Here is a 25,916-nt window from a genome sequence, read left to right on the forward strand (position 1 = left end):
ACGCATGGGACGGATTGTCTTGAAGGGGATTACCAAGAGCTTTGGCAATGCCGAGGTCATCCATGGCATCGATCTGGAAATCGGCGAAGGCGAACTCGTGGTTTTCGTCGGTCCCTCGGGCTGCGGAAAGTCCACGCTGCTGCGGCTGATCGCGGGCCTCGACCGGCCGACATCCGGCAGGATCGAGATCGACGGCGAGGATGTCACCCGCGTCTCTGCCGCCGATCGCGGTCTCGCCATGGTGTTCCAGTCCTATGCGCTATATCCGCACATGACCGTGCGGCAGAACCTTTCCTTCGGACTGGAGAATACCCGGATGCCGAAATCCGAGATCGCAAGCCGGATTGACGAGGCGGGGCGGATGCTGGAGATCGGCGATCTCATGGAACGGCGACCGACCCAGCTCTCTGGCGGCCAGCGTCAGCGCGTCGCGATCGGCCGTGCCATTGTTCGTAACCCGACCGCGTTTCTTCTGGACGAGCCCTTGTCGAATCTTGACGCCGAGCTCCGCGGAACGATGCGGGCGGAACTTGCTCAACTGCACGAGCGGCTGGCGACCACGATGATCTATGTCACCCATGACCAGGTCGAGGCGATGACGCTTGCAGACAGGATCGTGGTGCTGCGCAAGGGCATGGTCGAACAGGTCGATACACCGCTCGGACTTTACAACCAGCCGCAGAACCTGTTTGTGGCGGGCTTCATCGGGTCTCCTAATATGAACTTCTTCCGCATCCGCGCCACCGGCGGATCCGCAGAGTTGCCCGGTGGGCTGAAGGTTCCGGTTCCGTGCGATGGCGAGGTAACAATTGGTATCCGTCCGCAGAATTTGAAGCTTGCTGTGGATGACGCACCGGCATTGGAAGGGGAAATTCGGCTTGTGGAGGCGCTCGGTGCTGAAACTGTTATCCATGCCGATGCCGTAGACGGAACGCCGATGGTGACGGTCCTTTCCGGCCAACCGGCGCTTGGAGCCGGTCAGCGCATCAGGCTGACTTTTGACGAGTTGCCGCATCTTTTCGGAACGGATGGAATGAGGCTGAATCCGCATTAGGGTAAGCACCGCCGAACAGCTCGGCAGCCGATCCATGCCGATGCGCATCGATGACGGCCCCGTAGTAACCTTCGATAGCTGGCCGTGGGGGGTAAGGAAGGTTCCGGAATAAAACTTAGCCAATTGACGAAGTTTTTCTTGTCCTGCGAATATGAGACATGTTAGTTAGCCGCATGGCTAAACATGAACCTGACCTATCACTCCTTTTCCACGCATTGGCCGATCCGACCCGAAGGTCGATCCTGACGCGCCTGGCCAGGGGGCCTGCGCCGGTCACCGAACTGGCCAACCCCACCGGACTGCGCTTGCCGACGGTGATGCGGCATCTCTCCGTGCTGGAGGCAGCGGGGCTGATCGCCACCTCGAAGGACGGGCGGGTGCGCTCTTGCGCTATTGTGCCCGAGGCGCTCGCCCCGGTGCGGACATGGCTCGATGAACAGCGGGAGATCTGGGAAGGCCGGCTCGACCGGATGGACGAATATGTGATGAAGCTAATGGAGGAACGCGCGAAATGAAACCGGAACAGCTTCCGAATATCGGCACGAGCAGCCGTTTCGCGACACTGACCTTTGAGCGTGAGGTATCCGCCCCGGTCGAGACCCTGTGGCAGGCCTGGACTGCACCCGCCGCCCGCTCGGTCTGGGCCGCGCCTTCGCCCGCAGTTACAGTCGAGTTCCTTGAAGCCGACACGAGGGTGGGCGGACGCGAGGTTTCGCTTTGCAAGGTCGAAGGCCGGTCCGATATCCGTTGCGATTGCGGCTGGCTGGAACTGCGGCCTGAAAAGCGCAGCGTGAATTACGAAGTGATATCGTCCGGCGAGTTGACGCAATCGGCGGCCTTGGTGACAGCGGATTTTGCGGGCACGGCCGAGGGTAGCAAGCTGACGCTGACGGTTCAGCTTTCGTCTGCGGTTGATGACATGGAGGCAGGCTATCGGCAGGGCTTCGGCGCCGGTCTGGACAATCTGGCGGGGGTGGCCGAACGCACCATGATACTGCGACGCAATATCCGGGCACCGCGACAGGTGGTTTGGGAGGCTTGGGCAAATCCGGAAGCGCTGCCTAAATGGTGGGGACCGGACGGGTTCAGCTGCCATACGCACAGGATTGACCTGCGTCCTGGCGGCGAATGGGTCTTTGACATGACAGCGCCGGACGGCACGGTCTTTCCGAACCACCACCTTTACAGGGAGGTCCGGACCGAAGAGCGGATCGGTTACACGCTTTTATGGGGCGAGAACGGACCGAAACACGCCGATGCCTGGATTTCGTTCGAGGAGGTGAACGGGGCCACCGAGGTGACACTCGGCATGGTGTTCAGCACGGCGGCGGAGTTTAGGGACGCCAGGGGTTTCGGTGCGGTGGAACTGGGCCTGCAGACCTTGGGCAAGCTGGCGCGTTTCGTCGGGGCCGATTGACATGCGGTGATTTTCCGCGGGTTGGAACTGGAATTACGGGCGGGGTTCTCATCCATATCGCGCCCGTCCTCACCGGCGACGGCATCCGCCACCCGGTCGGTAGCTCAGTCAGGCCGGAAAAGACCAAGGGCCTGATAGCGGGATAGATCACCAATATATGCTTCCGCTTCGTGGGGTCCAGGAAAATGCCGACCGCTGATCTTCACTCGCGGGACCTGTTAACTCATGTCAGCCCCCGGGCCGCTCGAGTAAGGCTGGATCCAGCGGATTGATCGATAGAGCAGTTTGCTGCTGATCGGGTTCAGTTGCGAGTTGCGCCCCGCGATCGGGCGCTGCCCCCATCCGGCCCATCCGGGCCGGATTCCCCGGGGATATTTGCACGAAGAAGAAGGCGACGGCGCGTCAGCGCGCGTGCCGGTACAGCTCGTCGGACAGCCGCGGGGCGGTCATTGCCTTTTCGCGCACCAATGCGAGAAAGAAGCCGCGAATGCCGTTCAGCATCTTGTTGTGCCTGGCCATTGTCATCTCCTGATCCAGAACTCGTTGCGGTGGATGGCCTGCATCCGGTCACGCAAATTCGATAGCGCAAACATAGGGTGCTGCGGCTGAATGTGAACCGCTGATTCCGAAAAGCCGCTTTGCAGGTGCAGCATGGGTTTCCTGCCCACTGCATTGAGTGGAACCCAGATCCAAGGCGGGCTGTAATGACAAGGCAGCTGAAGATTGCCGCTCTGGAACCCATTCCAAAAGGCGGCGGCGCCTCTCATCGGGCGAACTGTCCGGGAAATACGGCCGCGCTATCTATATCGCTGCAGCCGCGGCAAGCGTTACAGGCGGTTACCGTATGAAAGTGATACACCGCCTTGAGGGGATCAAACCCGGTGACGACCACTTTACCACCGGGACCGGATTGAATGGCATCATGCCTTGTGGCTGGATGCCACAGAACCGCGCCTTTCCACGGGGCATCTATCACGGAAAGCGTGGTCTTCAGCGGATATCCCGGGTCGCGACCGAAATGCTCATGACCGGGTGCCGCATCTCACCTGTCCATTTTGACATTGTGAGCATCCCTGCAAGGAATAGGCCAAGGTGTCACCTGTAGCAGGGCATGAAGTTCCGGATTGGACATTCAAGCCGATGTTGGCGATAAGCTCGAAAACGTTTCGGATCCAGGAGTTGATATCATGGCAACGCTGAAAGATGTCGCCAGGAAGGCCGGGCTTTCGGTGACCCAGGTCAGCCGTGCGCTCAACAATCATTCCGATGTCAGCGCCCGGACGCGCGAGCATGTGCAGGCGGTTGCGCGCTCACTGGGCTATCAACCCAATCTTTCGGCGCGCAAGCTGGTATCGGGACGATCGGGCATGGTGGGGCTGGTTGTGCCCCGGTCTCCCGATCTGGCGTCAGATGGCTTGTTCATGGAGGTTGTCGCCGGGCTGTCCACGCATTTTTCCGCGCGCGAGATGCAATTCGTCGTTCATGTCGCGCAGGAAGGGGAACCGATCCTGCCGGTCTATAGACGGCTGATCGGAAACGGCGCATTGGATGGTTTCGTTCTGATCGATCCCGAGGACAATGACGAGAGGGCGGCGTTCCTGACCGAACTCGATGTGCCATTCGTGGTGCATGGGCGGATCGGCGAAAATCCGGTTCATCCCTATTTCGACATTGAAAACGAAAGTATTTTTTTCGAATTGACGGATCATCTTCTCTCTCTCGGCCACCGACGGATAGCCCTGCTCAACGGGGTCGAGGGGCGCAGCTATGTGGGTGCGCGGTTGCGCGGATATCTGCGTGCCCTGGCCGGGGCGGGAGTGGACGCTGACAAGGCCATCACCCGCAATTGCAAGATGACCGAGGCGTTCGGGCTGGTTTCGACGGTCGATCTGTTCTCACCGGGGGGCGATGCGCCGACGGCGATCATCTGCGGCAATGTGCGGATCGCCAAGGGAGTGTATCAGGCGTTGCAGGCTCTTGGGCTGACGGTTCCGGGTGATGTGTCCGTCATGGCGCATGACGATCATCTGGGCAATCTGCAGACTGCAGCCTTTTATCCCGCGCTCAGCGTGACCGATGCGCCCTTGCGTGACAGCTGGGAGCCCTTGGCCGGGTGCCTGGCCGACGCGATCACCGGAGCGCCATTGTCGAAATTGCAGTTGATAGGCTCCCATCAGTTCCGGTTTCGTCGGTCCACCGCCGCGCCGCAAAGCTGAAAACCCTCTTTGCTTAACGAATCGTTGACAGCGCGAGAATGTTTCCGCTAACAAATCCGAAACGTTTCGGATTGTGATTTAAGTAAAAACATCGCGGCGAGACGCAACGGGGAGCGAAGCGGGCCATGTCGGTGCCGCAAACAGGGAGGAGAAGATCATGAAAATACGGATGGTGAAGTCCGGCTTGTCGATATGCGCGCTATGCGTGGCCGCGGGGATGTCGCCTGCCGGCGCCGAAGAGCTTTTCTATGTCAGCGGGGCGGTCGGGAATGCCCTCGAGAACTTCAGGGAGACGGTGAAGCCATGGGAGGAGGCGACCGGGCATACCGTGACGCTGGTGCCCATGCCGGCTTCGAGTTCGGATCAGTTCGCGCAATATCGCCTGTGGCTGGCTGCCGGGACGACGGATGTGGATCTGTATCAGACCGATGTCATCTGGGCGCCGCAGCTGGCCGATCATTTCGTCGATCTGTCCGATGCCGCCAAGGACCTGATCCCGCAGCATTTCCCCTCGGTTATCGAAAGCCAGACCGTTGACGGCAAGCTGGTCGCGCTGCCGTTGTTCACCGACGCGCCGGCACTGTATTACCGTACCGACTTGCTGGAGAAATACGGCAAGGAAATTCCCGCGACATGGGAGGAGCTGACCCGAACCGCGCAGGAAATCCAGGATGCTGAACGTGCCGAGGGCGCGGCGGATTTGTGGGGATATGTCTGGCAGGGCAACGCCTATGAAGGTCTGACCTGCAATGCGCTGGAATGGATCAAATCCGCCGGTGGCGGGCAGATCGTCGAGCCGGACGGCACCATCTCGGTCAATAACGACGCGGCGGCAAAGGCGCTGGAGATGGCGGCTGGCTGGGTCGGCACGATCAGTCCCGAGGGCGTGCTGGCCTATCAGGAAGAGGAGGCACGCGGCGTCTGGCAGACCGGCAACGCGGTTTTCATGCGCAACTGGCCCTATGCCTACAACCTGTCGAATGGCGATGACAGCGCGGTGAAGGGAAAATTCGATGTGGCGCCGCTGCCATCGGGCGGAGACGGCTCTGCCGCAACGCTCGGCGGCTGGAATGTCGCGGTTTCGAAATATTCGACCAAGCAGGAGGCGGCGATCAGCCTTGCGCTGTATCTGTCGGGACCCGAGGGACAGAAGAGCACGACGCTGAGAAACAGCAACCTGCCGACCATCACCGCGCTTTACGACGATCCCGACATCGCCGAGCAGGTGCCGTTCGTCCCGCGCTGGAAAGAGGTGTTCGAACAGGCGGTCCCGCGCCCTTCGGCGGCGACCAAGGGAAAATATAACGAGGTTTCGGCAAAATTCTGGTCGGCTGTCCACGAAACCCTGTCCGGGACGGGGAGTGCCGCCGAGAATCTCGAATTGCTGGAACTGGATCTCAGCGACATCCAGGGTTCGGGCTGGTGATCTGACCGCCTGACGGCCCCGCCGACCGGGTCGGGCGTTTACCACGCCCGCCCCTTCATCGGCCAGGAGGGCCATGACGAGGAGATATTCCAATGACCGACCTTACCTTGGGCCGTGCCGCCGGTCCCAGTCTGAAGCAACGCAGGCAAAGGGCGGCCTTCTGGTTCCTGGCGCCCATGCTGATCGCGTTGTTCTGCGTCGCCGCGTGGCCGCTCTTGCGCACCATCTGGTTCTCGATGACCGATGCCAGCCTGTCCGGCCTCTATGACGCGGAATGGACCGGTTTCGACAATTACCTGTCCGTCCGGACCCTGTCCTCGGGGCGCGTCGTCTATCGCGGGACGCTTGTTGATCCGGACTGGTGGAACGCGGTCTGGAACACGGTGCGCTTCGCGCTGATCTCGGTCGGTTTCGAGACCGCCTTCGGCCTGGTCGTGGCGCTGGTGATGAATGCCGAATTCAAGGGCAGGGGGCTGGTGCGCGCCGCGATCCTGATCCCCTGGGCAATCCCGACCATCGTTTCGGCCAAGATGTGGGGCTGGATGCTGAACGACCAGTTCGGGATCATCAACGATATCCTTATGGGCATCGGCCTGATCGATCAGAAGATCGCCTGGACCGCCAGCGTGGACACGGCGATGACCGCGGTGCTGATCGTGGATATCTGGAAGACCACGCCCTTCATGGCGCTGTTGATCCTGGCCGGGCTTCAGATGGTGCCCCGCGACATCTACGAGGCGGCGCGGCTGGACGGAGTCCATCCGGTCAAGGTGTTCTTCCGCATCACCCTGCCACTAATCAAGCCCGCGCTGATGGTCGCCGTCATCTTCCGGATGCTGGACGCGCTGCGAATCTTTGATCTGGTCTATGTGCTGACGCCGAACTCGGCGGCAACCAAGACCATGTCGGTCATCAGCCGCGAGAACATGATCGATTTCGACAAATTCGCCTATGGGGCCGCGCAATCGACGCTGCTCTTTGCCATCATCGCCGTTTTCGTCAGCCTCTATATCTGGCTGGGGCGCGTCGATCTGTCGGGGGAAAGCCAGCGATGACCCGCAACCTGCCTTCCCGCATCGCGTTCTATGCATTGGTCGCCGTGATCGTGCTGTTCGCGGTATTCCCGTTCTACTATGCCATCGTCACCAGCTTCTCGACCGGTACGGCGCTGTTCCAGGTGAATTACTGGCCGAAGGTGTTCGATCTTGCCAATTACAAGGCCGTTTTGGGCAGTCGAAACTTTTCACGCTCGATCCTGAACTCGGTCTTCATCGCCGGTTGCACGGTGGGTTTCGCGCTGTTCCTGGCGGTAACCGCCTCTTATGCGCTGGCCCGCGTGCGGTTCCGGGGCAGGGGCCTGCTGCTGATGACCATCCTTGCCGTGTCGATGTTTCCGCAGATTGCCGTTCTGGCGGGATTGTTCGAACTTGTCCGGTTCCTTGGCATCTTCAACACCCCCTGGGCGATGATCCTGTCCTACACCATCTTCACCCTACCCTTCACGGTCTGGGTGCTGACAACCTTCATGCAGGATCTGCCGGTCGAGATCGAAGAGGCCGCCATCGTGGACGGCGCCAGCCCCTGGGTCATCATCACCCGCGTCTTCCTGCCGCTGCTCTGGCCGGCGCTGGTCACGACCGGGCTTCTGGCCTTCATCGGGGCGTGGAACGAATTCCTGTTCGCGCTGACTTTCACCAGTTCGGAATCCATGCGCACCGTTCCGGTGGCCATCGCGCTTTTGTCAGGTGCCTCGCAGCAGGAAATTCCCTGGGGGCCGATCCTCGCGGCCTCGGTCATCGTGACCGTGCCGCTGATCGTCCTCGTCCTTATCTTCCAACGCAAGATCGTCGCGGGCCTGACCGCAGGCGGAGTGAAAGGCTGAAACCATGGCCAAGATCGAACTGAAGAACGTCACCAAATCCTATGGCGCCGTCGAGGTGATCAAGGGCATCGACCTGGAAATCCGCAAGGGCGAGTTCATGGTCTTTGTCGGCCCCTCGGGCTGCGGAAAATCGACCCTGCTGCGTCTTATCGCGGGGCTGGAAGAGATCACCTCGGGCGACCTGCTGTTCGACGACCAGAAGGTGAACCATCTCGTCCCGTCCGACCGAGGTATCGCGATGGTATTCCAAAGCTATGCGCTGTATCCGCATATGAAGGTTTATGACAACATGGCCTTCGGCATGAAGTTGGCACGGGCGGACAAGGCCGAGACCGACAGGCGCGTGCGCGAGGCCGCAAGGCTTTTGCAGATCGAGCATCTGCTCGACCGGCTGCCCAAGCAGCTTTCGGGCGGTCAGCGTCAGCGCGTTGCCATCGGCCGCGCCATCGTGCGCGACCCTCGGGTATTCCTGTTCGACGAGCCGTTGTCGAACCTTGACGCGGCGCTGCGTGTGCAGACCCGGCTGGAGATCGCCAAGCTGCATCACGCGATGGATGACACCACGATGATCTATGTCACCCATGACCAGGTCGAGGCCATGACGCTGGCCGACCGGATCGCGGTGCTGCGCGATGGCAAGCTGGAACAGGTGGGCACACCGGCGGAGCTGTATGAGAATCCCAAATCGATCTTCGTGGCGGGGTTCATCGGCAGTCCGAAGATGAACTTCCTGACCGGCAGCTTTGCGGATGCCAGGGGCTGTGCGACACTTGGCGCCCGGCCTGAACATATCGAGCTGGCACCGGATGGCAGCGGCGAGTGGCAGGGCGAAGTGGTTCATGCCGAGGATCTCGGCTCGGACAACTACCTGTTCGTCGAGATCGGCGCGGATGAGCCCGTGGTCGTGCGCCAGCCCGGCAAGCTGGCAATACCCTATGGCAGCCGGGTATCGTTGCAACCGCAGGCCCAGCATTTGCATCGCTTCGGCGTGGACGGCCAGCCGCTCCGCTGACACTGCCGCCAGCAATACCAGTCAAACCCCGCCGATGCGGTCGGCGGGTCAATCCGAGGAGAGCAAGATGAATATCCGCGTCACCGTGTGGAACGAGAACGTCCATGAGCAGGAAAACGAGATCGTCGCGTCGATCTACCCGAAAGGAATTCATGGCACGATTGCCGAAGAACTGAATGCCGATCCCGCGATCACCGCCGCCACCGCCACGCTGCAGGAGGATGAGCATGGGCTGACCGAGGAAAGGCTGGCCCGGACCGATGTGCTGTTCTGGTGGGGGCATTGCGCCCATGGCCAGGTCGCCGATGAGGTTGTCGAGCGGGTCTGCAATGCCGTCTGGTCCGGCATGGGGATGGTTTTTCTGCACTCGGCGCATTTCTCGAAGCCCTTCAAGCGGCTGATGGGCAGCCCCTGCAACCTGACCTGGCGTGAGGCGGGCGAGCGGGAACGGCTGTGGATCACCTCGCGGGGCCATCCGATCACCGCCGGACTGCCGAACCATTTCGAGCTGGAACACGAAGAGATGTATGGCGAACCCTTCGGTGTGCCCGAGCCGCTGGAGACGGTGTTCCTGAGCTGGTTCTCGGGCGGCGAGGCGTTCCGTTCGGGCCTGACCTACAGGCGCGGGGCCGGAAACATTTTCTATTTCCGGCCGGGGCACGAGACCTATCCGACCTATCACGACGCCAATGTGCAGCGCGTGCTGCTGAACGCGGCGAAATGGGCGTATAACCCGGCGCCGCGGCTTTCCGATCCCAATATCGCGCCGAATGTTCCCGTGACCGAGGCGCTCGAACCCATCGAGGAGCGCGGCCCCCGGCTGCATCAACATGGCGAGGAAGGATTCCGCTGATGAGCAATATCCGGCTTTTGATCCTTGGCACCGGCGGCATGGCACGAAACCATGCCGAGGGTTTCTCCGAGCTTCCGGGTGTCGAGATCGCCGCGGGCGTGGATACCCGCGCCGACCAGCTTGCCGCCTTTTGCGGGGAGTATGGCATCCCAAACGCTTTCGGCTCGCTGGACGAGGCGCTTGCGTGGGGGCAGTTCGATGCGGTGACGAATGTGACTCCCGATGCCGCGCATTACCCGACGACCATGCCTCTGCTGGCGGCGGGCAAGCATGTGCTCTGTGAAAAACCCCTGGCGACCGATGCCGTCCAGGCACAGGAAATGGCCGAGGCTGCCGCGAAGGCGGGCGTGGTGAATATGGTAAACCTGTCCTACCGCAATGTGCCCGCCCTGCAGGAGGCCGCCCGCATGGTTCGCGCCGGCCGGATCGGCACGGTAAGGCATTTCGAGGCATCCTATCTGCAAAGCTGGCTGACCCAGCCTGCCTGGGGCGATTGGCGCAGCGAAAGTCAATGGCTGTGGCGGCTGTCCACCGCGCATGGTTCCAAGGGCGTGCTGGGCGATGTCGGGATCCATATCCTCGATTTCGCGACCTTCATCGCCGCGCAGGACGCGCGCGAGGTCTCCTGTCGCCTTGCCACTTTCGACAAGGTGCCCGGCGGGCGGATCGGGGAATATACCCTTGATGCGAATGACTCTGCCACGATGCAGATCCTGCTGGAAAACGGCACATTGGGAACCGTGGCCGCGACACGCTTTGCCAGCGGCCACCTGAACGATCTTCGGTTGCGTATCTATGGCGACAGGGGCGGGCTGGAAGTGGGCTTCGAGCGTCAGGAAAGCCGTTTGCGCGCCTGCCTTGTCCCCGATCTGCAAAGCGCTGAATGGCATGATGTCGACTGCCCTCCCGTGGTTCCGATCTATCGCCGTTTCATCGATGCGATACGCGGCGAGGGCGCAGCCGATCCCGACTTCGCGCGGGGTGCCGCATTGCAGCGCCTGCTGGACCGCGCCGAGGAATCGGCTTGTCAGGGCGGGCTCAGCCTTGCCGTCTGAACTTATCCGGCGAAGGCCGTCAGGCTGGCTAAGTGGGAAACTCGCGATTAATCTCGGGGGACAGATTGCTTGAGCAGCCCGGGGTCATCAAGATGAACAAAATACCATTCATTATCCTTTCGCTAATTCCGCTGTCCGCATGTGTCGAAAACGGCGCCGTTGGTGTGCCTTACGGCCATAAACCACCGCCGGGGGAATGCCGCACATGGATTCCGGGCGTGCCGGCGGGACATCAGCCACCGCCTTACAAGTGCTGATCGATCCCGGTCTCCGGCCTTGTTCATCCAGGTCGAGACCTTGGAAGCTGCGAAAATATGCGGGCCAGGCAGGCTGTCGAAGCCAGGAATGTGACAGGCACAAGGGTAGTTGCCTGTCGGTATTCCCACATTCCGCAGCTTGCCGGCGTTGTTCATCATGGACCCGGGCCTGATCATACATACCGCGCATGAGATCGTCGGGAGGGTTGAGTTTCCTGGCAGGATCGAGCAATCATCATAAGAGCCGCCTCGTGGGAAGTCGCCCGGATGTCGAAAAAGCTGAAAACTGCAATCGTTGGAGCTGCCATCGCTCTGATCGTTGGTTTTGCGGTTAGTTACGATTTGATAAGTCAGGAAACGGCAGATCAGATAAAGACCAAGACCGACGAAATCCTGACCGAGGAAGAAACGTCCCGGCCGGCATCCGAGACCTCTTCTGCGCCTCCCGTGGAAACTGCACCCGAGGCTTCGGACCCTCCTACGGAAGAAGGAGCGAATGAACCCGCACCGGATCAAGCGCCTTCGGAGTGAGTCAACAGCCTGCCCATCCGTCCGTGCCATACAAAGGGGCGGGGGAAGTGGCAAAAAGAACCGCCATCACTTCTCGCCCGTGTCCGAACGAAGGGGGTTTGCCAGGTTGGCGCTGCGCCGGAATATCCGGCGGCGTGGCACAGAGGGCTGAACCTCCAGTGAACACCATTGATGGGCAGGGCCGGTTCCCGGCGCCACGCTCCCGGGAAAGCGCTATCCCAGGACCCGCATCGCCTGTGTCAGCCCCTCCAGCGTCAGTGGCATCATCCGGTTCTCGAATATCTGCCGGATCATGGCGATGGATTGGGTATAGCGCCAATGCGCCTCGGGCACCGGGTTCAGCCAGACATGGTCGGGCCATGTCTCGCAGACGCGGCGCAGCCAGATCTCGCCGGGTTCCTCGTTCCAATGCTCGTTGGCCCCGCCAGGCACCGCGATCTCGTAGGGGGACATCGAGGCGTCACCGACGAAGATGCATTTGTAGTCGCGGCCAAGGCGGTTCAGGATATCCCATGTTGGGATCTGCTCGGTCCAGCGGCGGTGATTGTCCTTCCAGACGCCTTCATAAAGGCAGTTATGGAAGTAGAAATGCTCCATATGCTTGAATTCCGCCCGGGCGGCCGAGAACAGTTCGTCCACCAGCCGCGTATGGTCGTCCATGCTGCCGCCCACGTCGAGAAACAGCAGCACCTTGACGGCGTTGTGCCGCTCGGGCCGGGTCTGCACGTCGATATAGCCGTGATCGGCAGTGGCGCGGATGGTGGCGGGCAGGTCCAGCTCTTCGTTCGCGCCATGACGCGCCCATTGCCGCAACCGTTTCAGCGCCACCTTGATATTGCGGGTGCCCAGTTCCACGCTGTCGTCGAAATCGCGGAACTCGCGCTTGTCCCAGACCTTGACGGCGCGGCGGTGGCGGCTCTCGTGCTGGCCGATGCGCACGCCCTCGGGATTGTAGCCATAGGCGCCGAAGGGCGAGGTGCCCGCCGTGCCGATCCATTTGTTGCCACCCTGGTGGCGGGATTGCTGCTCGGCCAGGCGCTCGCGCAGCTTCTTCATCAACTCCTCGAAACTGCCGCTGCCCTCGATCCGCGCCCGTTCCTCGTCGGTCAACAGTTTCTCGGCCAGTTTCTCCAGCCATTCCTTCGGGATCGCCTGCTCATGGACCAGCGCCTCGACGGGCACATGCTCCAGCCCGGCGAAGGCCTCGCCGAAGGCGCGGTCGAAACGGTCTATATGACGCTCGTCCTTGACCAGCGCGGCGCGGGCGAAATGGTAGAAACCATCGACCGACCAGCCGGTGACGCCTGCCTGCATCCCTCCCATCAGATCGAGCCATTCACGCAGGGAAACGGGCACCCCCTGCCTGCGCAACTGATCGAGGAAAGGAATGAACATCACACCATCCGGTCGACGATGACGGTGGCGAACAGGCCGATCACCGCAAAGGCCAGCGCAAAGGCGGCGGCGTATTGGGCGCGATCGCGGCGATTCCCGCCAAGTGCGGCGGCGCGGCGCCAGCCCAGAAGGGCGCCGATGACAATGGCGGCGATGACAATCATGATGGCCTCGGTTGATCTTTTGCATCAGCAGATAGACCGTGCTTCAACCTCGTGCAACCGCCCGCTGATTCGGGTGGGTGCGGCGTATTGACCCCGGGAGAGTGACCGATGAGCCAGCTTGACGATATCCGCCAGACGATCCGCGACCTGCATTTGAGCAATGAGGAAGCCCTGATCGGCGAGTTGGTGAGATCCCATGCCCCCGATCAGGAGGCACGCGATCGCATTGCCTCCGGTGCTGCCGATCTGGTCCGGGCTATCCGCTCCGACAGCAAGCCGGGACTGATGGAGGTCTTTCTCGCCGAATACGGCCTGTCCACCGAGGAGGGCGTGGCGCTGATGTGTCTGGCCGAGGCCCTGCTGCGCGTGCCCGATGCCGAGACGATGGACGAGTTGATCGAGGACAAGATCGCGCCATCGGAATGGGGTCAGCATATGGGCAAGTCGTCCTCGTCGCTGGTCAATGCCTCGACATGGGCCCTGATGCTGACGGGCAAGGTTCTGCGCGACGAGCCGCATCCGGGGATCGCGGGCCATCTGCGCAATGCCATCCGCCGCTTGGGCGAGCCGGTGATCCGCACTGCCGTGCACCGCGCCATGCGTGAGATGGGACAGCAATTCGTGCTGGGTGAAACGGTCAAGGACGCGATCAGGCGAGGGCGCGAACGGGTCGGGCAGGGATACAGCTACAGCTATGACATGCTGGGCGAGGCGGCGCGGACCGAGGCCGATGCCCGCGCCTATCTGGCTGCTTACGAAGGGGCGATCCGCTCGCTTGCGGGCGAAGCGAAGGCGGGCGATATCCGCGACAATCCCGGTATCTCGATCAAGCTATCGGCGCTGCATCCGCGCTATGAAGAGCCGCAGCGCGACCGGGTCATGGCCGAACTGGTGCCGATCGTGCTGCGCCTGTGCCGGCAGGCGAAAGAGGCGCGGATGGGGCTGAATATCGACGCCGAGGAAGCCGACCGGCTGGACATCTCGCTGGATGTCATCCAGGCGGTGCTGTCCGATCCCTCGCTGGCCGGTTGGGATGGGTTCGGCGTCGTGGTGCAGGCCTATGGCAAGCGCGCGCCCGCAGTGCTCGACTGGCTGGAGGCGCTGGCCGAAAGCCTTGACCGCAGGATCATGGTGCGGCTGGTCAAGGGCGCCTATTGGGATACCGAGATCAAGCGCTACCAAGTCGAGGGGTTGGCGGATTTCCCGGTCTGGACGCATAAATCGGCCACCGATGTCGCCTGGATCTGCTGTGCGCGGAAACTGCTGGCCAGTCCGCGCATCTATCCGCAATTCGCCACTCATAACGCTCATTCCGTCGCCGCGATCCTGCATCTGGCCGGAGAGGACCGGGATTTCGAGTTCCAGCGCCTGCACGGGATGGGCGAGGCGCTGCACGAGATCGTCAAGGAGCGGCATCACACCCGCTGCCGCATCTATGCCCCGGTCGGCGCGCATGAGGATCTGCTGGCCTATCTGGTCCGCCGACTGTTGGAAAACGGCGCGAATTCCAGTTTCGTCAACCGGATCGTGGACGAGGACATCGCCCCCGAGGATGTCGCCCCCGATCCCTTTGCCGAATGGCAGGCGGTGGCGGGCAAGCCCGCGCCCGGCGTAATTCGCCCGGCCGAGCTTTTCGCCCCCGACCGGATCAATTCGAAAGGCTTCGACCTGCGCGACCCGCTGGAACTGGCGCGGATCGAGGCCGAGCGCACGCGCTGGATCGAGCATCGCTGGACGGGCGGAGCCTTGCTGGCGGCTGCCGGTGACGAGAACGGGCGCGACCTGGAAGAGATCGTCAATCCCGCACATGGCAATGACCGCGTGGGGCAGGTGGCATGGGCCACGGATGAGGATATCGCGGCTGCCCTGTCGGCGGCGCAGATCTGGGATGCCGCGCCCGAGGAACGGGCAGAGGTCCTGCGCCGCGCTGCCGATCTTTACGAGGCGAACTACGGTGAGCTGTTTGCGCTGATCTCGCGCGAGGCGGGAAAATCACTGCCCGACGCGGTGGCCGAGCTGCGCGAGGCGGTGGATTTCCTGCGCTATTACGCGGGTTTCGCGGCGGGGGACGCTCCGCGCGGGGTGTTCACCTGCATCTCGCCGTGGAATTTCCCGCTGGCGATCTTTACTGGCCAGATCGCGGCGGCGCTGGCGGCGGGCAATGCGGTGCTGGCCAAGCCCGCCGAAACCACCAGCCTGATCGCCTGGCGGGCAACGCAATTGCTGCATGAGGCCGGGGTGCCCGTAACCGCGCTGCAGCTTTTGCCGGGCGAGGGACGGCGTGTCGGCACAGCGCTGTGCAGCGATGCGCGTGTGGCCGGGGTATGCTTTACCGGTTCGCTGCCCACCGCGCAGGCGATCAACCGGGCGATGGCCGCGCATCTGTCGCCCGATGCGCCTCTGATCGCCGAAACCGGCGGGCTGAACGCGATGATCGTGGATTCCACCGCCTTGCCCGAACAGGCGGTGCGCGACATCCTCGCCAGCGCCTTCCAGTCGGCGGGGCAACGCTGCTCGGCGCTGCGGGTGCTCTATGTGCAGCGCGATGTCGAGGAAAAGCTGCTGAAGATGCTGCATGGTGCGATGGATGAACTGCATATCGGCGATCCGTGGTATCTGGACAGCGATATCGGCCCGGTCATTTCCGCCGCCGCCAAGAAGGGGATCGAGGATCATATCGCCAAGGCGCGCAGCGAAGGGCGCATCCTGCATCGGCTCAAGACGCCGGGGCGCGGGCATTACGTGGCGCCGGTGACGATCCGCGTGGGTGGGATCGAGGATGTCGAGCGCGAGATCTTCGGCCCGGTTCTGCATGTCGCCAGCTTCGAGGCCAGCGACCTGGACCGGGTGATCGGCGCGATAAATGCCTCGGGCTACGGGTTGACCTTCGGGCTGCATACGCGGATCGACGACCGGGTGCAGCATATCGACAGTCTCGTGAATGCCGGCAATCTCTATGTGAACCGCAACCAGATCGGCGCCATCGTCGGCAGTCAGCCATTCGGCGGCGAGGGGCTGTCGGGGACCGGGCCGAAAGCGGGTGGGCCGCATTATGTCCCGCGTTTCCGGGCGGCGAAGGTGAACCGGATGCCCGCGGCGGAGGGACCCGAGGCCGATCCGGCGGCGCTGCAAAAGGCGCTGGATGCCGCACGGACCGATAGCGCGACCCCGCGTGAAACCCTGCTGCTGCCCGGTCCGACGGGGGAATCCAACCGTCTGACCACCCATGCCCGGGGCACGGTGCTGTGCCTTGGTCCGGACAGCGCAGCGCAGGCATCTATCGCCCGGGCAAAGGGTTGCGCCACTGTGGAGGTGCCGGGAAGCCTGCCCGCCGATGCCCTTGGAACGCTGTCGGGCATGGCGCTGGTGGCCTATGACGGTCCCGAAGAGCAGGCACGGCTATACCGGCAGGCATTGGCGGCGCGCGAGGGGGCGATCATTCCGCTGGTGACCTCGGTGGAACTGCCGGGCTATGCGGTGCTGGAGCGGCATCTGTGCATCGATACGACCGCCTCGGGGGGCAATGCCTCGCTGCTGGCGGCGGCGGAGTAGGGGCAGACCCGTCGCCGGCGGGCTTCACGGAGCGGTGGCGGGACTCGTCGGCGGCCCCTGCAAGGTATTTGGACAAAGAAGAAGAGGGCCTGTCAGGATTCGACCAGCGGTCCGGAGAGGTTGATGGGAGGGGATATGCAGGATTTCGGGGAGTATGATTTCATCATCGTGGGCGCGGGCTCGGGCGGTTGCGTGCTCGCCAATCGTCTTTCCGCCGATCCGCGCAATCGTGTCCTGCTGCTGGAGGCCGGGGGCAGCGACAACCGCTTCTGGGTGCATGTGCCGGTCGGATATCTTTACGCCATGGGCGATCCGACGCTTGACTGGTGTTATCGCACCGAGGCCGAGCCGGGGCTGAATGGCCGCAGCCTGAATTATCCGCGCGGCAAGGTGCTGGGCGGCTGTTCCTCGATCAATGGCATGATCTACATGCGGGGGCAGGCGGGCGATTACGACCGCTGGCGGCAGGCAGGCAATCCGGGCTGGGGCTGGGACGATGTGCTGCCCTATTTCCGTCGTTCCGAACATCATTACGGCCCGTCCGACGCGTTCCATGGCGACAGCGGCGAATTGCGGATCGAGCGGCAGCGGCTGAACTGGCCGATCCTCGATGCCGTGGCCGAGGCGGCGCAGGAGCTGGGTCTGCCGGTCCGCGACGATTTCAACAGCGGCGATAACGAGGGGGTGGGTTATTTCCCTGTCACCCAACATGGCGGCAAAAGGTGGAATTCTCGCAAGGCCTTTCTGAACCCCGCGAAATCCCGCCAGAACCTGCGGATCGAGACCCATGCGCAGGTCGAGTGCCTGTCGCTGGAGGGCGGCCGCGCCACCGGCGTCGTATTCAAGCAAAAGGGCCGCCGGATGCATGCGAAGGCGCGGGGCGAGGTGATCCTTGCAGCGGGGGCGATCAACTCCCCGGCGATCCTGGAACTGAGCGGGATCGGGCAGGGCGAGCGGCTCTCGGATCTGGGCATCGAGACTGTTCTGGACCTGCCGGGAGTGGGAGAGAACCTGCAGGACCATCTGCAACTGCGGACCGTGTTTCGGATCAGCGGTGCGCGCACGCTGAATGATCGGGCGCGGTCGATCTGGGGCAAGGCGGGGATCGCGCTGGAATATGCGTGGCGGCGGTCGGGGCCGATGGCCATGGCACCCAGCCAGCTGGGGATCTTCGCGAAATCCTCGGAAGTCTTCGAGACGGCGAATATCGAATATCACGTCCAGCCTCTGTCGCTGGAGAAATTCGGTGATCCCCTGCATGATTTTCCCGGCCTGACCGTCTCGGTCTGCAACCTGCGGCCCGAGAGCCGGGGGCATAGCCATATCGCGACACCCGATCCGGCGGCGGCGCCTTCCATCGCGCCACGCTACCTGTCGGCGGAAGCGGATCGGCAGGTGGCCATCGACAGCCTCCGTCACGCGCGACGGCTGATGGAAACGCGGCGGATGGCGGAATTCCGGCCCGAAGAGGTCAAACCCGGAGCGCATCTGCAATCGGATGATGAATTGGCCCGGGCGGCGGGGGACGTGGGGACGACGATCTTTCATCCGGTCGGAACCACGAAGATGGGCAATGATCCCATGGCCGTGGTGGATTCGGAGTTGCGGCTGCACGGGATCGAGGGGGTGCGTATCGCGGATGCCGGGATCATGCCGCTGATCCCCTCGGGAAACACGCATGCGCCGGTGACCATGATCGCGGAAAAAGCCGCCGACATGATCCTTGCCGGCGGTTATGCCTATCGAAGCTGATAATCCGGGTTACATCCTGGGCTGGGCAGGGCATGCGGCAATCTATGAGATCGGATTGACGCGTCCGAAGGCGGAATTGGGGAAGGGGGGCTCTGCCCCCGCCCGGCCCGTGGGGTCCGGGCTCCCCCGAGGTGTTGGAACAAAGAAGAAATCCATGCAGGTATTCGACAAGATCATATCGGATCGCGGATCGCGTTATGCCGTTTCGGGTGGGGCGGCGAAAAACCGGGACGAGGTTGCGGCATTGCTTGCGGAACTGAAGCGGAACAAGCGTTTCGCCAAGGCCACGCATAACAGCTGGGCGGCGATTCTGGGCGGGGAGCCGGTGAAGGATGACGATGGCGAGACCGGGGCGGGCGCGCTGATGCTCCAGATGTTGGAGCGGGCCAGGCTGCAGGATCACGTGGTTGTCGTCACGCGCTGGTATGGCGGCAAGCATCTGGGAGGTGATCGCTTTCGCCATGTGGCGGACGCGGTGCGCCATTACCTGCGCGAGACGGGACTGGGGGATTAATTCTGCCCGGTGGTCTTTTCCTGAAGATATTTCTGGAAATTCTCGCCCGATTCATAGCCGTGATCGCGGACCCATTCCAAAAGCGCCGTGGTCGTCCCCTTGCCGAAGGCGCCGGGCATGGTGGCGACCGATGCCTGCGAGGCGGTTACGTCTTCCCCCACCTCTTCGGGCAGGAAGATCATGGTGGGTGTGAACATCGCCCCCCAACGGTTCACCATCTCTTTCTCCGGCAGCTCGGTGCCGTCGAAATCGGTGACGGGAATGTCGCCGAACATATTGATCTGCACAACGAAATAATTGTCTGTGATCAGTTGCGCGATGGCCGGATCCGAAAACACCTCTTCATGCATCCTGGTGCAATAGATGCAGCCCCGCTGTTCGATCAGGATCATCAGGCGCTTGTCCTCCGCATTCGCCTCGGCCAGATCTTCGCGCAGATCCATGAAAGTCTCGCGAATCCAGGGCTCGTCATACAGCCCGTCATCGCCAAGTGTGACCGCATGGGCGGGCAGGGCGAGGGCAAGTGCCAGAAGGGTCGTGCGAAGAAAACCCATGTTATCCTCCTTCAGATCAATGTGGCGGACCAGTTGAAATGCTCGATCATCCAGGCGGCGATCAGGTTCACCGTATTCGTCGCGATCAGGATCGCGAAGAGGATCAGCATGCCTCCCATCAGCTTTTCGACATGTCCCAGATATTTGCGGTTGCGGCCGGCCCAGGCAAGGAAGGGCCGGGCGAAAGCTGCTGCCAGGACGAAGGGCAGTGTCATGGCAAGGCCATAAACCAGCAGCAGCGTGCCGCCGCGCCACAGATCACCGCTGCCCGAGGCGACCAGCAGGATCGCGGTCAGGGCCGGGCCGACGCAGGGCGTCCAGCCGAAGCCGAAGGCAAGGCCCATGACATAGGCACCCGCGATGCCGGCGGGTTGGCTCGGGCCGTCCAATCTTGCCTCGTGATATAGGAAGGGGATGCGGATGACACCGAGGAAATGCAGGCCGAAAAGCGCCAATATAGCCGCAGCGGCATAGCCAAGCGGACCGCGCCATTGGGCGAATAACTGTCCAAGCGCTGTCGCCCCCAGTCCCAGAAGAACGAAGATCGTGGTGACACCAAGCGCGAAAGCGATGGAGGAGGCAACCAGACGCCGGGTGGCACCGCGCGAGATCCCGCCATTACCATGCAGTTGTGAGATCGAGATCCCGGCCATGTAGGACAGGTAGAACGGCACCATGGGCAATATGCATGGCGACAGGAACGACAGGATGCCTGCGACTGCCGCACCCCAATATCCGATCTCCAGCATATGCCTGTCCTTTCCGCGATGACCGCCCGAAGCGGTTTCCGTATAACAATCAAGAATACGAATATGTGCTTATGTCAATCGCGGAAGCGCCGCCCCTGCCATGCGGGTTTGCTTCAGCCCATGCCAAGTGGATCGCTGCGATGTCGGGCGCGTTCGGCGTCGCTTCGTGCGCTCCACAGGGCGATGGCACCCCAGCTTGTGCAGTAGAAACATCCGAAGCCCAGCACCAGCCAACCGGGGAAAGGGCCGATGGAGGCGCGTTCGAGAAGCTCTCCGGCCGATTGCAGTGGTTCCGGGTGGACGACCAGCTTGCCGAGATAGGCGATGGTCTGGATCAGCAGGATCCAGAAGTAATTGCGCCTGATGCGCCGCCCGACCGCCGTCCACATGCTGACATGATAGGAGGGACGGCGGTAATCCTCGGCCAGCCGGTCCTGCCAGCGCTCTTCCATATGCAGATCGCCCTCGGTCAGCATCGGCACCATGAAATGCAACTCGATCCATCGGCAGCGCGCCCGCCAGACATTGAAATAGCGATAGCGCCGCGCTTCGAGCATCAGGAAAAACACGATCAGGATGCCGACCAGCACCAGCGGCAGGGGCGAGGCCTGCGGCGAGGAATAGGCGATGGAAAGCGCCACGCCCAAGGTTACCACCGACCAGTTGGTCGTGGTGTCCAGCCGCGTTCGCCACAGGGTCGAGCGATAGATCTCGCCGCGATAAAGATGCGCGATCACCCCCATCTCGGCTGAATCGAGCCCCGCGCGCGGTGTCAGATTGTCCATCGCTGCATTCCTCCCAAAACCGCGACATATCACCAGCCTGTTCAAGAGATTGGCAGGGTGGGGGGATATGGGCAAGTGGGTGGCGTGACATGTGGTGCCACGGCGAATGTCCTCTTGCCGGTCGGTAAATGAATGCCGCGCCCGTTTCGCGCGCCCCGCGGTTCGGCCGGTCCGGTATCGATGATCCGTGAATATGGCTCAATGGAGAAGAGAACATGGAACTGAAGGGTAAATCCATCATCATCACCGGCGCGAGCAGCGGGATCGGTGCGGCGGCCGCGCTCCTCTTCGCGAAAGAGGGGGCAAATGTCGTCCTTGGCGCCCGCAGATCACCCGAGTTGAAGGCCCTGGCGCAGACCATCAATCAGGGCAGCGGCCGGGCTGTTTTCCTTCCGGGCGATGTGAGGGACGAAACCTACGCCCCGGAACTGGTCGAGCTTGCGGTTGCCGAGTTCGGCAGGCTGGACGGCGCCTTCAACAATGCCGGGATCGTCGGTGACATGGTGCCCGTGCCCGAGATGTCGCTGGCCAACTGGAACGACGTGATGGCGACCGACCTGACAAGCGCCTTCCTGTCCGCGAAGGCCCAGATCCCGGCGCTGAGGCGGAATGGCGGTGGCGCGATTGTTTATACCTCGTCATTCGTGGGGTTCAGCAATGGAGGACTTCCGGGAATGGCTGCCTATGCGGCGGCGAAAGCCGGGCTGATCGGCCTGACGCAATCGATGGCCTCGGAATTCGCGGCCGAGGGAATTCGGATCAACGCGCTGTTGCCTGGCGGCACGGTCACGCCATCGGGGGGCGAGGGCAATCCGGAGGTTCTGGATTTTATCTCTGACCTGCATCCGATGAAACGGATGGCGAGCCCGACGGAGATCGCGCAGGGTGCCCTCTACCTGCTGTCGGAACGGTCCTCCTTCATGACCGGCAGCGCGATGGTGGTCGATGGCGGCATGTCCGTGCGGCTGAACTGAGGCCGTGATCGGGTCCGCCCGGTCAGCGGAGCGGGGCGTGGAGATGTCAGCGCCCCACTGCCTCGCGCCAATGGCGGCGGCAGAGCGAGACATAGGTTTCGTTGCCGCCGACCTGCACCTGTGCGCCCTCGGTAATGGCGCGGCCATCGGCGTCGCGGCGGATCACCATGGTGGCCTTTCTGCCGCAATGGCAGATGGTGCGGACCTCGCGCATGTCATCGGCCAGTGCCAGCAGGGCGGCGGAGCCGGGGAACAGCTCGCCCCGAAAATCGACGCGCAGGCCATAGCACATGACGGGAATGTTCAGGTCATCGGCCACGCGGGCCAATTGCCAGACCTGTTCGCGCGTCAGGAACTGTGCCTCGTCGATGAAAATGCAGGCAGAGCTTTCGCCATGCTCTTCGATGAGCGCGAAGAGGTCGCTTCGGCTGTCGAAGGTCAGCGCGTCATCGGCGATGCCGATCCGGCTGGCGATGCGTCCCTTGCCTGCGCGGTCGTCCAGCGCGGCGGTCAGGAGCAGCGTCCGCATGCCCCGCTCGCGATAATTGTAGGAGGCTTGCAGCAGGAGCGTGCTCTTGCCGGCATTCATCGTCGAGTAATGGAAATAGAGCTTGGCCATGGCGGCAGCAGATAGCGTTACCCGCTATGGCCATCAAGATGGCGAAACTCCGCATTCTGTCCCGCAGGGGGTTGCCAAATTCGTGAGCCGGTGGCAAATACGGTTAACGGCGGCGGCGAAATCCATGGCGCGATTCTGTGCGCCGTCCTTTCATGTCTATATCATAGGTTGATTACGATGCGTGACCAATTGTTCCGCATGGCCCTTGTTCTGGGGCTATTATCCGCCGTCGGTCCCTTCGCGATCGACATGTATTTACCCGCGATGCCGCAGGTGGCCGCCGATCTGAATACGACCGAGGCCGGTGCGGCATTGACGCTGACCTCCTATTTTATCGCCTTCGGGATCGCGCAGATGATCTATGGCCCGATGGCCGATGCGATCGGGCGCAAGAAGCCAATGGCCCTGGGGGTGGCGATTTTTCTGGTCGCCACCGTAGCAGCGGCGCTGGCGCCCACGATCGGCTGGCTGATCCTGGCCCGGGCGGTGCAGGGTTTCGGGGCGGCAACGCTGATGGTGGTGCCGCGCGCGGTGATCCGTGACGTCGCCACCGGACCGGCCGCGGCCAAGATGATGGCGGCAATCATGATCGTCATCTCGATCTCGCCCATGCTGGCGCCGCTGACCGGTTCGCTGGTCATGGCCTGGGGCGGGTGGCGCGAGATCTTCGGGGTGCTGGGTGCGGCGGCGTTGCTGAGCCTGTTCCTGATCCTTGCCGTGCTGCCCGAGACGTCGGAGCCGCAGAACCGGCAACCGGTCCGGATCGCGCAGATGATGGCAGGCGCGCGGCGATTGCTGACTGATCGCCGCTTCATGGGGCTGACCATGATCGGCGGTTTCGGCATGGCCAGCTTCTTCGTGTTCCTGTCCACGGCGAGCTTTGTCTACAAGCATCAATACGGGCTGAGCCCGACCGGCTTCTCCATCGCCTTCGCGATCAATGCCATCGGTTTCTTCAGCGCCTCGCAATTCGCGGGACGTCTGGCCGAGCAATTCGGGATGGAGCGGGTTATCTCGCTGGCGATCACCGGATTCTCCGGGCTGACGCTGATGCTGACGGCACTGGTCTGGTCGGGGGCGGATGCGCTGCCGCTGGTGGTGGCGGGGCTGCTGGTGGCGAATGCCTGCCTCGGGCTGGTCATTCCGACCACGATGGTCATGGCACTGGATCCACATCCGGATATCGCGGGGTTGGCCTCTTCGCTTGGCGGCACGATCCAGATGCTGACCGGGGGGCTGATGATCGCGGTCACGGGGCCGTTCATGGATAACACATCCGCGACAATGGTTGCCGGGATCGCGCTTTGCGCCCTGCTGGCATGGTGCGCGGCGGCGGCTTCGCTGCCCCGTCTGCGCCTTGGCCGCATGGTCTGAGCCAGCATATCCTGCCGGTCATGGCGTGGCCCGGCCGCGATTTTTGCCGCGGCCGGGAAGCCGGGGGCCGGGATGTTGGCATCGTCACCGGCAAGAACCCGCTCCGCGATCGGCAAGTCTGTGCGTTGCCCGAAAAGTGTTAGCGAAAACAAGATTGTCTGTGCCGGCCTGCATGATATGCAGCCCGCAATCATGACAGGAGCATTTGATGATGATGACCGATACGGTGCGCCGCATTCTTGCCAATTACGAAGGAGAGACGCCGGGTGTTAAGGCGCAGCTTGCGCGTATGCTGATGACGGGCAAGCTGGCCGGTACCGGGAAGATGATCATCCTGCCGGTCGACCAGGGCTTCGAGCATGGGCCAGCACGTTCATTCGCGCCCAATCCGGCGGGATATGACCCGCATTACCATTACCAGCTTGCCATCGATGCGGGGCTGAACGCCTTCGCGGCACCCCTTGGCATGATCGAGGCCGGGGCCGACAGTTTCGCGGGCCAGATCCCCACGATCCTCAAGGTGAACAGCGCCAACAGCCTGATGTCGGGAACGGCGGGCAAGAACCAGGCACTGACCGCCAGCGTCGATGACGCGCTGCGGTTGGGCTGCTCTGCCATAGGCTTCACGATCTATCCGGGCTCGGACATGGCGCTGGACATGTTCGAGGAGATCAAGGAGATGCGCCGCGAAGCCGCCGCCAAGGGTGTTGCCACGGTGATCTGGTCCTATCCGCGCGGCGAGGCGATCTCGAAGGATGGCGAAACGGCCATCGACATCGCCGCCTATGCCGCACAGATGGCGGCGCTGCTGGGTGCGCATATCATCAAGATCAAGCTGTCGACCGATCACCTGGAACTCGGCGAGGCCAAGAAGGTCTATGAGGCGCAGAAGATCGATATCTCGACCCAGGCCAAGCGGGTGGAGCATTGCATGCAATCGGCATTCGCCGGGCGCCGGATCGTGGTGTTCTCGGGCGGTGCGGCGAAGGGCGCGGATGCGGTCTATGACGATGCGCGGGCGATCCGCGATGGCGGCGGCAACGGCTCGATCATCGGGCGCAACAGCTTCCAGCGGTCGCGCGAGGACGCGCTGGATATGCTGCAGAAGCTCGTCGATATCTACAAGGGTGCCTGACCGGTAGCCCGGCGGACGCGCCGCCCTGCCGGGCGCGATGCGATTTGCGCCTGACGGCGCGGGAAGAGGGGGCGCTCGCGCCCCCTCTTGCACCTGCGGTGCAATTCACCCCCGAAGGTATTTGGACAAAGAAGAAACAACCTGTCCGCGTCAGCTCCGCAACCCGGTTTCTTCCAGAAGGCCCTTGCGCTTGGCCTCGTAGTAATAGCCCCGCGCATACCACATGACCGCCTTGTCATGATTGCCATTGGCGACCAGATAGGCGCCGCGCAGGTATTTCACCCCGTATTTCAGGTTGGTATCGGCGTCGAGCAAGCCGCTGGCGGGGCCGCGATAGCCCATTGTCCGGGCCGTTTGCGGCAGGATCTGCATCAGCCCGTAATAGGGGCCGTTGCGCGCGCCGGGCCTATGGGTGGATTCACGGATAACGATGCGCTGAACCAGAGAAGCGGGGACGCCGTAATGCGCCGCCCAGTAATTGATGCGCGAGCGCAGATAAGGTGTCTCGTTGGGATGAAGGCCAGATTCGTCGCCTTTCCCTCGCGGTTCACGCGATTTCCGGCCGCAGGCTGCCAGCGCGAGACCGCCAAGCAGCAATCCGCGGCGCGCGATTCCTCCGCCCGGAGCCCTCCGGGCAGGGGGCATG

General features: G+C 62.6%; 24 protein-coding genes. 17 read left to right on the forward strand and 7 right to left on the reverse strand.

The window, feature by feature from the left end; genetic code table 11:
* Window positions 1-4 precede the first annotated feature (4 nt).
* The 11 genes from C9E81_RS18420 to C9E81_RS18470 all read left to right on the forward strand — a co-directional run bounded on the left by C9E81_RS18420 (window position 5) and on the right by C9E81_RS18470 (window position 11,703).
* The gene (locus C9E81_RS18420) at window positions 5-1,054 is read left to right on the forward strand and encodes an ABC transporter ATP-binding protein (protein WP_122113831.1); all 1,050 of its coding nucleotides are present in this window, start codon (window positions 5-7) and stop codon (window positions 1,052-1,054) included.
* Window positions 1,055-1,227: 173 nt separating this feature from the next.
* A complete protein-coding gene (locus C9E81_RS18425; protein WP_208021220.1) occupies window positions 1,228-1,569 on the forward strand; it encodes an ArsR/SmtB family transcription factor in 342 nt (113 codons plus the stop codon).
* Window positions 1,566-2,471, forward strand: coding sequence for an SRPBCC family protein (locus C9E81_RS18430; protein ID WP_122113833.1), 906 nt, complete (start codon window positions 1,566-1,568; stop codon window positions 2,469-2,471). Before C9E81_RS18425 ends, C9E81_RS18430 begins: the two co-directional genes overlap by 4 nt.
* Window positions 2,472-3,658: 1,187 nt before the next feature.
* On the forward strand, window positions 3,659-4,687 hold the full coding sequence (locus C9E81_RS18435) for a substrate-binding domain-containing protein (protein ID WP_147457629.1): 1,029 nt from the start codon (window positions 3,659-3,661) through the stop codon (window positions 4,685-4,687).
* Between the two features lie 157 nt (window positions 4,688-4,844).
* Window positions 4,845-6,113 carry an ABC transporter substrate-binding protein gene (locus C9E81_RS18440; protein ID WP_122113835.1) on the forward strand — a complete coding sequence of 423 codons (1,269 nt, stop codon included), beginning with the start codon at window positions 4,845-4,847 and terminating at the stop codon, window positions 6,111-6,113.
* A 92-nt stretch (window positions 6,114-6,205) separates the two neighbouring features.
* Window positions 6,206-7,168 carry a carbohydrate ABC transporter permease gene (locus C9E81_RS18445; RefSeq protein WP_122113836.1) on the forward strand — a complete coding sequence of 321 codons (963 nt, stop codon included), beginning with the start codon at window positions 6,206-6,208 and terminating at the stop codon, window positions 7,166-7,168.
* The gene (locus tag C9E81_RS18450; RefSeq protein ID WP_122113837.1) at window positions 7,165-7,995 is read left to right on the forward strand and encodes a carbohydrate ABC transporter permease; all 831 of its coding nucleotides are present in this window, start codon (window positions 7,165-7,167) and stop codon (window positions 7,993-7,995) included. Before C9E81_RS18445 ends, C9E81_RS18450 begins: the two co-directional genes overlap by 4 nt.
* A 4-nt stretch (window positions 7,996-7,999) precedes the next feature.
* Window positions 8,000-9,007, forward strand: a complete 1,008-nt coding sequence (locus tag C9E81_RS18455; RefSeq protein ID WP_122113838.1) for an ABC transporter ATP-binding protein — start codon at window positions 8,000-8,002, stop codon at window positions 9,005-9,007.
* 67 nt (window positions 9,008-9,074) lie between these two features.
* Window positions 9,075-9,860 carry a ThuA domain-containing protein gene (locus C9E81_RS18460; RefSeq protein ID WP_122113839.1) on the forward strand — a complete coding sequence of 262 codons (786 nt, stop codon included), beginning with the start codon at window positions 9,075-9,077 and terminating at the stop codon, window positions 9,858-9,860.
* Complete coding sequence (locus C9E81_RS18465; RefSeq protein ID WP_208021221.1) at window positions 9,860-10,915, forward strand: Gfo/Idh/MocA family protein; 1,056 nt, start codon at window positions 9,860-9,862, stop codon at window positions 10,913-10,915. Before C9E81_RS18460 ends, C9E81_RS18465 begins: the two co-directional genes overlap by 1 nt.
* Window positions 10,916-11,439: 524 nt before the next feature.
* Window positions 11,440-11,703, forward strand: a complete 264-nt coding sequence (locus C9E81_RS18470; RefSeq protein WP_122113840.1) for a hypothetical protein — start codon at window positions 11,440-11,442, stop codon at window positions 11,701-11,703.
* 213 nt (window positions 11,704-11,916) lie between these two features.
* On the opposite strand, the gene C9E81_RS18475 is transcribed toward C9E81_RS18470, so the two are convergent.
* Window positions 11,917-13,098 carry a vWA domain-containing protein gene (locus C9E81_RS18475; RefSeq protein ID WP_122113841.1) on the reverse strand — a complete coding sequence of 394 codons (1,182 nt, stop codon included), beginning with the start codon at window positions 13,096-13,098 and terminating at the stop codon, window positions 11,917-11,919.
* Window positions 13,098-13,262, reverse strand: coding sequence for a hypothetical protein (locus C9E81_RS22995; protein ID WP_166461974.1), 165 nt, complete (start codon window positions 13,260-13,262; stop codon window positions 13,098-13,100). Before C9E81_RS22995 ends, C9E81_RS18475 begins: the two co-directional genes overlap by 1 nt.
* A gap of 108 nt (window positions 13,263-13,370) precedes the next feature.
* On the opposite strand from C9E81_RS22995, the gene putA reads away from it, so the two are divergent.
* From putA to C9E81_RS18490, 3 genes are all read left to right on the forward strand, one after another.
* Window positions 13,371-16,814: a bifunctional proline dehydrogenase/L-glutamate gamma-semialdehyde dehydrogenase PutA gene (gene putA / locus C9E81_RS18480; RefSeq protein WP_122113842.1), complete on the forward strand. Its 3,444-nt coding sequence runs from the start codon at window positions 13,371-13,373 to the stop codon at window positions 16,812-16,814.
* Window positions 16,815-16,937: 123 nt separating this feature from the next.
* Window positions 16,938-18,566 (forward strand): GMC family oxidoreductase, encoded by a 1,629-nt coding sequence (locus C9E81_RS18485; RefSeq protein ID WP_122113843.1) that lies wholly within the window; start codon window positions 16,938-16,940, stop codon window positions 18,564-18,566.
* A 154-nt stretch (window positions 18,567-18,720) separates the two neighbouring features.
* Window positions 18,721-19,080 carry a YigZ family protein gene (locus C9E81_RS18490; protein WP_122113942.1) on the forward strand — a complete coding sequence of 120 codons (360 nt, stop codon included), beginning with the start codon at window positions 18,721-18,723 and terminating at the stop codon, window positions 19,078-19,080.
* On the opposite strand, the gene C9E81_RS18495 is transcribed toward C9E81_RS18490, so the two are convergent.
* The 3 genes from C9E81_RS18495 to C9E81_RS18505 form a co-directional block, all read right to left on the reverse strand.
* Complete coding sequence (locus tag C9E81_RS18495) at window positions 19,077-19,634, reverse strand: thioredoxin family protein (protein ID WP_122113844.1); 558 nt, start codon at window positions 19,632-19,634, stop codon at window positions 19,077-19,079. The two genes, C9E81_RS18490 and C9E81_RS18495, sit on opposite strands and share 4 nt — an antisense overlap.
* An 11-nt stretch (window positions 19,635-19,645) precedes the next feature.
* Entirely contained in the window at window positions 19,646-20,383 is a 738-nt protein-coding gene (locus tag C9E81_RS18500; RefSeq protein ID WP_122113845.1) for a cytochrome c biogenesis CcdA family protein, read from the reverse strand.
* Between the two features lie 113 nt (window positions 20,384-20,496).
* On the reverse strand, window positions 20,497-21,168 hold the full coding sequence (locus C9E81_RS18505) for a DUF2270 domain-containing protein (RefSeq protein WP_243698722.1): 672 nt from the start codon (window positions 21,166-21,168) through the stop codon (window positions 20,497-20,499).
* Between the two features lie 215 nt (window positions 21,169-21,383).
* Here C9E81_RS18505 and C9E81_RS18510 point away from each other — a divergent pair, with 215 nt between their 5' ends.
* Complete coding sequence (locus tag C9E81_RS18510; RefSeq protein WP_122113846.1) at window positions 21,384-22,142, forward strand: SDR family oxidoreductase; 759 nt, start codon at window positions 21,384-21,386, stop codon at window positions 22,140-22,142.
* Between the two features lie 46 nt (window positions 22,143-22,188).
* Here C9E81_RS18510 and C9E81_RS18515 read toward each other — a convergent pair whose 3' ends face one another.
* Window positions 22,189-22,761, reverse strand: a complete 573-nt coding sequence (locus tag C9E81_RS18515; RefSeq protein WP_122113847.1) for a thymidine kinase — start codon at window positions 22,759-22,761, stop codon at window positions 22,189-22,191.
* Window positions 22,762-22,938: 177 nt separating this feature from the next.
* Between C9E81_RS18515 and C9E81_RS18520 the strand changes: the two genes are divergently transcribed.
* Both C9E81_RS18520 and C9E81_RS18525 read left to right on the forward strand, forming a co-directional pair.
* A complete protein-coding gene (locus C9E81_RS18520; protein ID WP_122113848.1) occupies window positions 22,939-24,135 on the forward strand; it encodes a multidrug effflux MFS transporter in 1,197 nt (398 codons plus the stop codon).
* 208 nt (window positions 24,136-24,343) lie between these two features.
* Window positions 24,344-25,270 carry a class I fructose-bisphosphate aldolase gene (locus C9E81_RS18525; protein ID WP_122113849.1) on the forward strand — a complete coding sequence of 309 codons (927 nt, stop codon included), beginning with the start codon at window positions 24,344-24,346 and terminating at the stop codon, window positions 25,268-25,270.
* A 150-nt stretch (window positions 25,271-25,420) separates the two neighbouring features.
* Here the strand turns inward: C9E81_RS18525 and C9E81_RS18530 are convergent, their stop codons facing one another.
* Entirely contained in the window at window positions 25,421-25,915 is a 495-nt protein-coding gene (locus C9E81_RS18530) for a lytic transglycosylase domain-containing protein (protein ID WP_122113850.1), read from the reverse strand.
* Window position 25,916: the final 1 nt, after the last annotated feature.

The sequence above is a fragment of the Paracoccus alkanivorans genome, from assembly GCF_003697785.1.
Classification (GTDB): domain Bacteria; phylum Pseudomonadota; class Alphaproteobacteria; order Rhodobacterales; family Rhodobacteraceae; genus Paracoccus; species Paracoccus alkanivorans.

Coding starts and splice junctions, on each gene's coding strand:
- C9E81_RS18500 (WP_122113845.1), bottom strand. CDS start 20,383: ATGCTGGAGATCGGATATTGGGGTGCGGCAGTCGCAGGCATCCTGTCG.
- C9E81_RS18475 (WP_122113841.1), bottom strand. CDS start 13,098: ATGTTCATTCCTTTCCTCGATCAGTTGCGCAGGCAGGGGGTGCCCGTT.
- C9E81_RS18440 (WP_122113835.1), top strand. CDS start 4,845: ATGAAAATACGGATGGTGAAGTCCGGCTTGTCGATATGCGCGCTATGC.
- C9E81_RS18455 (WP_122113838.1), top strand. CDS start 8,000: ATGGCCAAGATCGAACTGAAGAACGTCACCAAATCCTATGGCGCCGTC.
- C9E81_RS18420 (WP_122113831.1), top strand. CDS start 5: ATGGGACGGATTGTCTTGAAGGGGATTACCAAGAGCTTTGGCAATGCC.
- C9E81_RS18495 (WP_122113844.1), bottom strand. CDS start 19,634: ATGGGTTTTCTTCGCACGACCCTTCTGGCACTTGCCCTCGCCCTGCCC.
- C9E81_RS18525 (WP_122113849.1), top strand. CDS start 24,344: ATGATGATGACCGATACGGTGCGCCGCATTCTTGCCAATTACGAAGGA.
- C9E81_RS18470 (WP_122113840.1), top strand. CDS start 11,440: ATGTCGAAAAAGCTGAAAACTGCAATCGTTGGAGCTGCCATCGCTCTG.
- C9E81_RS18450 (WP_122113837.1), top strand. CDS start 7,165: ATGACCCGCAACCTGCCTTCCCGCATCGCGTTCTATGCATTGGTCGCC.
- C9E81_RS22995 (WP_166461974.1), bottom strand. CDS start 13,262: ATGATTGTCATCGCCGCCATTGTCATCGGCGCCCTTCTGGGCTGGCGC.
- C9E81_RS18505 (WP_243698722.1), bottom strand. CDS start 21,168: ATGGACAATCTGACACCGCGCGCGGGGCTCGATTCAGCCGAGATGGGG.
- C9E81_RS18515 (WP_122113847.1), bottom strand. CDS start 22,761: ATGGCCAAGCTCTATTTCCATTACTCGACGATGAATGCCGGCAAGAGC.
- C9E81_RS18445 (WP_122113836.1), top strand. CDS start 6,206: ATGACCGACCTTACCTTGGGCCGTGCCGCCGGTCCCAGTCTGAAGCAA.
- C9E81_RS18430 (WP_122113833.1), top strand. CDS start 1,566: ATGAAACCGGAACAGCTTCCGAATATCGGCACGAGCAGCCGTTTCGCG.
- C9E81_RS18490 (WP_122113942.1), top strand. CDS start 18,721: ATGCAGGTATTCGACAAGATCATATCGGATCGCGGATCGCGTTATGCC.
- C9E81_RS18465 (WP_208021221.1), top strand. CDS start 9,860: ATGAGCAATATCCGGCTTTTGATCCTTGGCACCGGCGGCATGGCACGA.
- C9E81_RS18485 (WP_122113843.1), top strand. CDS start 16,938: ATGGGAGGGGATATGCAGGATTTCGGGGAGTATGATTTCATCATCGTG.
- C9E81_RS18425 (WP_208021220.1), top strand. CDS start 1,228: ATGGCTAAACATGAACCTGACCTATCACTCCTTTTCCACGCATTGGCC.
- C9E81_RS18460 (WP_122113839.1), top strand. CDS start 9,075: ATGAATATCCGCGTCACCGTGTGGAACGAGAACGTCCATGAGCAGGAA.
- C9E81_RS18520 (WP_122113848.1), top strand. CDS start 22,939: ATGCGTGACCAATTGTTCCGCATGGCCCTTGTTCTGGGGCTATTATCC.
- C9E81_RS18530 (WP_122113850.1), bottom strand. CDS start 25,915: ATGCCCCCTGCCCGGAGGGCTCCGGGCGGAGGAATCGCGCGCCGCGGA.
- putA (WP_122113842.1), top strand. CDS start 13,371: ATGAGCCAGCTTGACGATATCCGCCAGACGATCCGCGACCTGCATTTG.
- C9E81_RS18510 (WP_122113846.1), top strand. CDS start 21,384: ATGGAACTGAAGGGTAAATCCATCATCATCACCGGCGCGAGCAGCGGG.
- C9E81_RS18435 (WP_147457629.1), top strand. CDS start 3,659: ATGGCAACGCTGAAAGATGTCGCCAGGAAGGCCGGGCTTTCGGTGACC.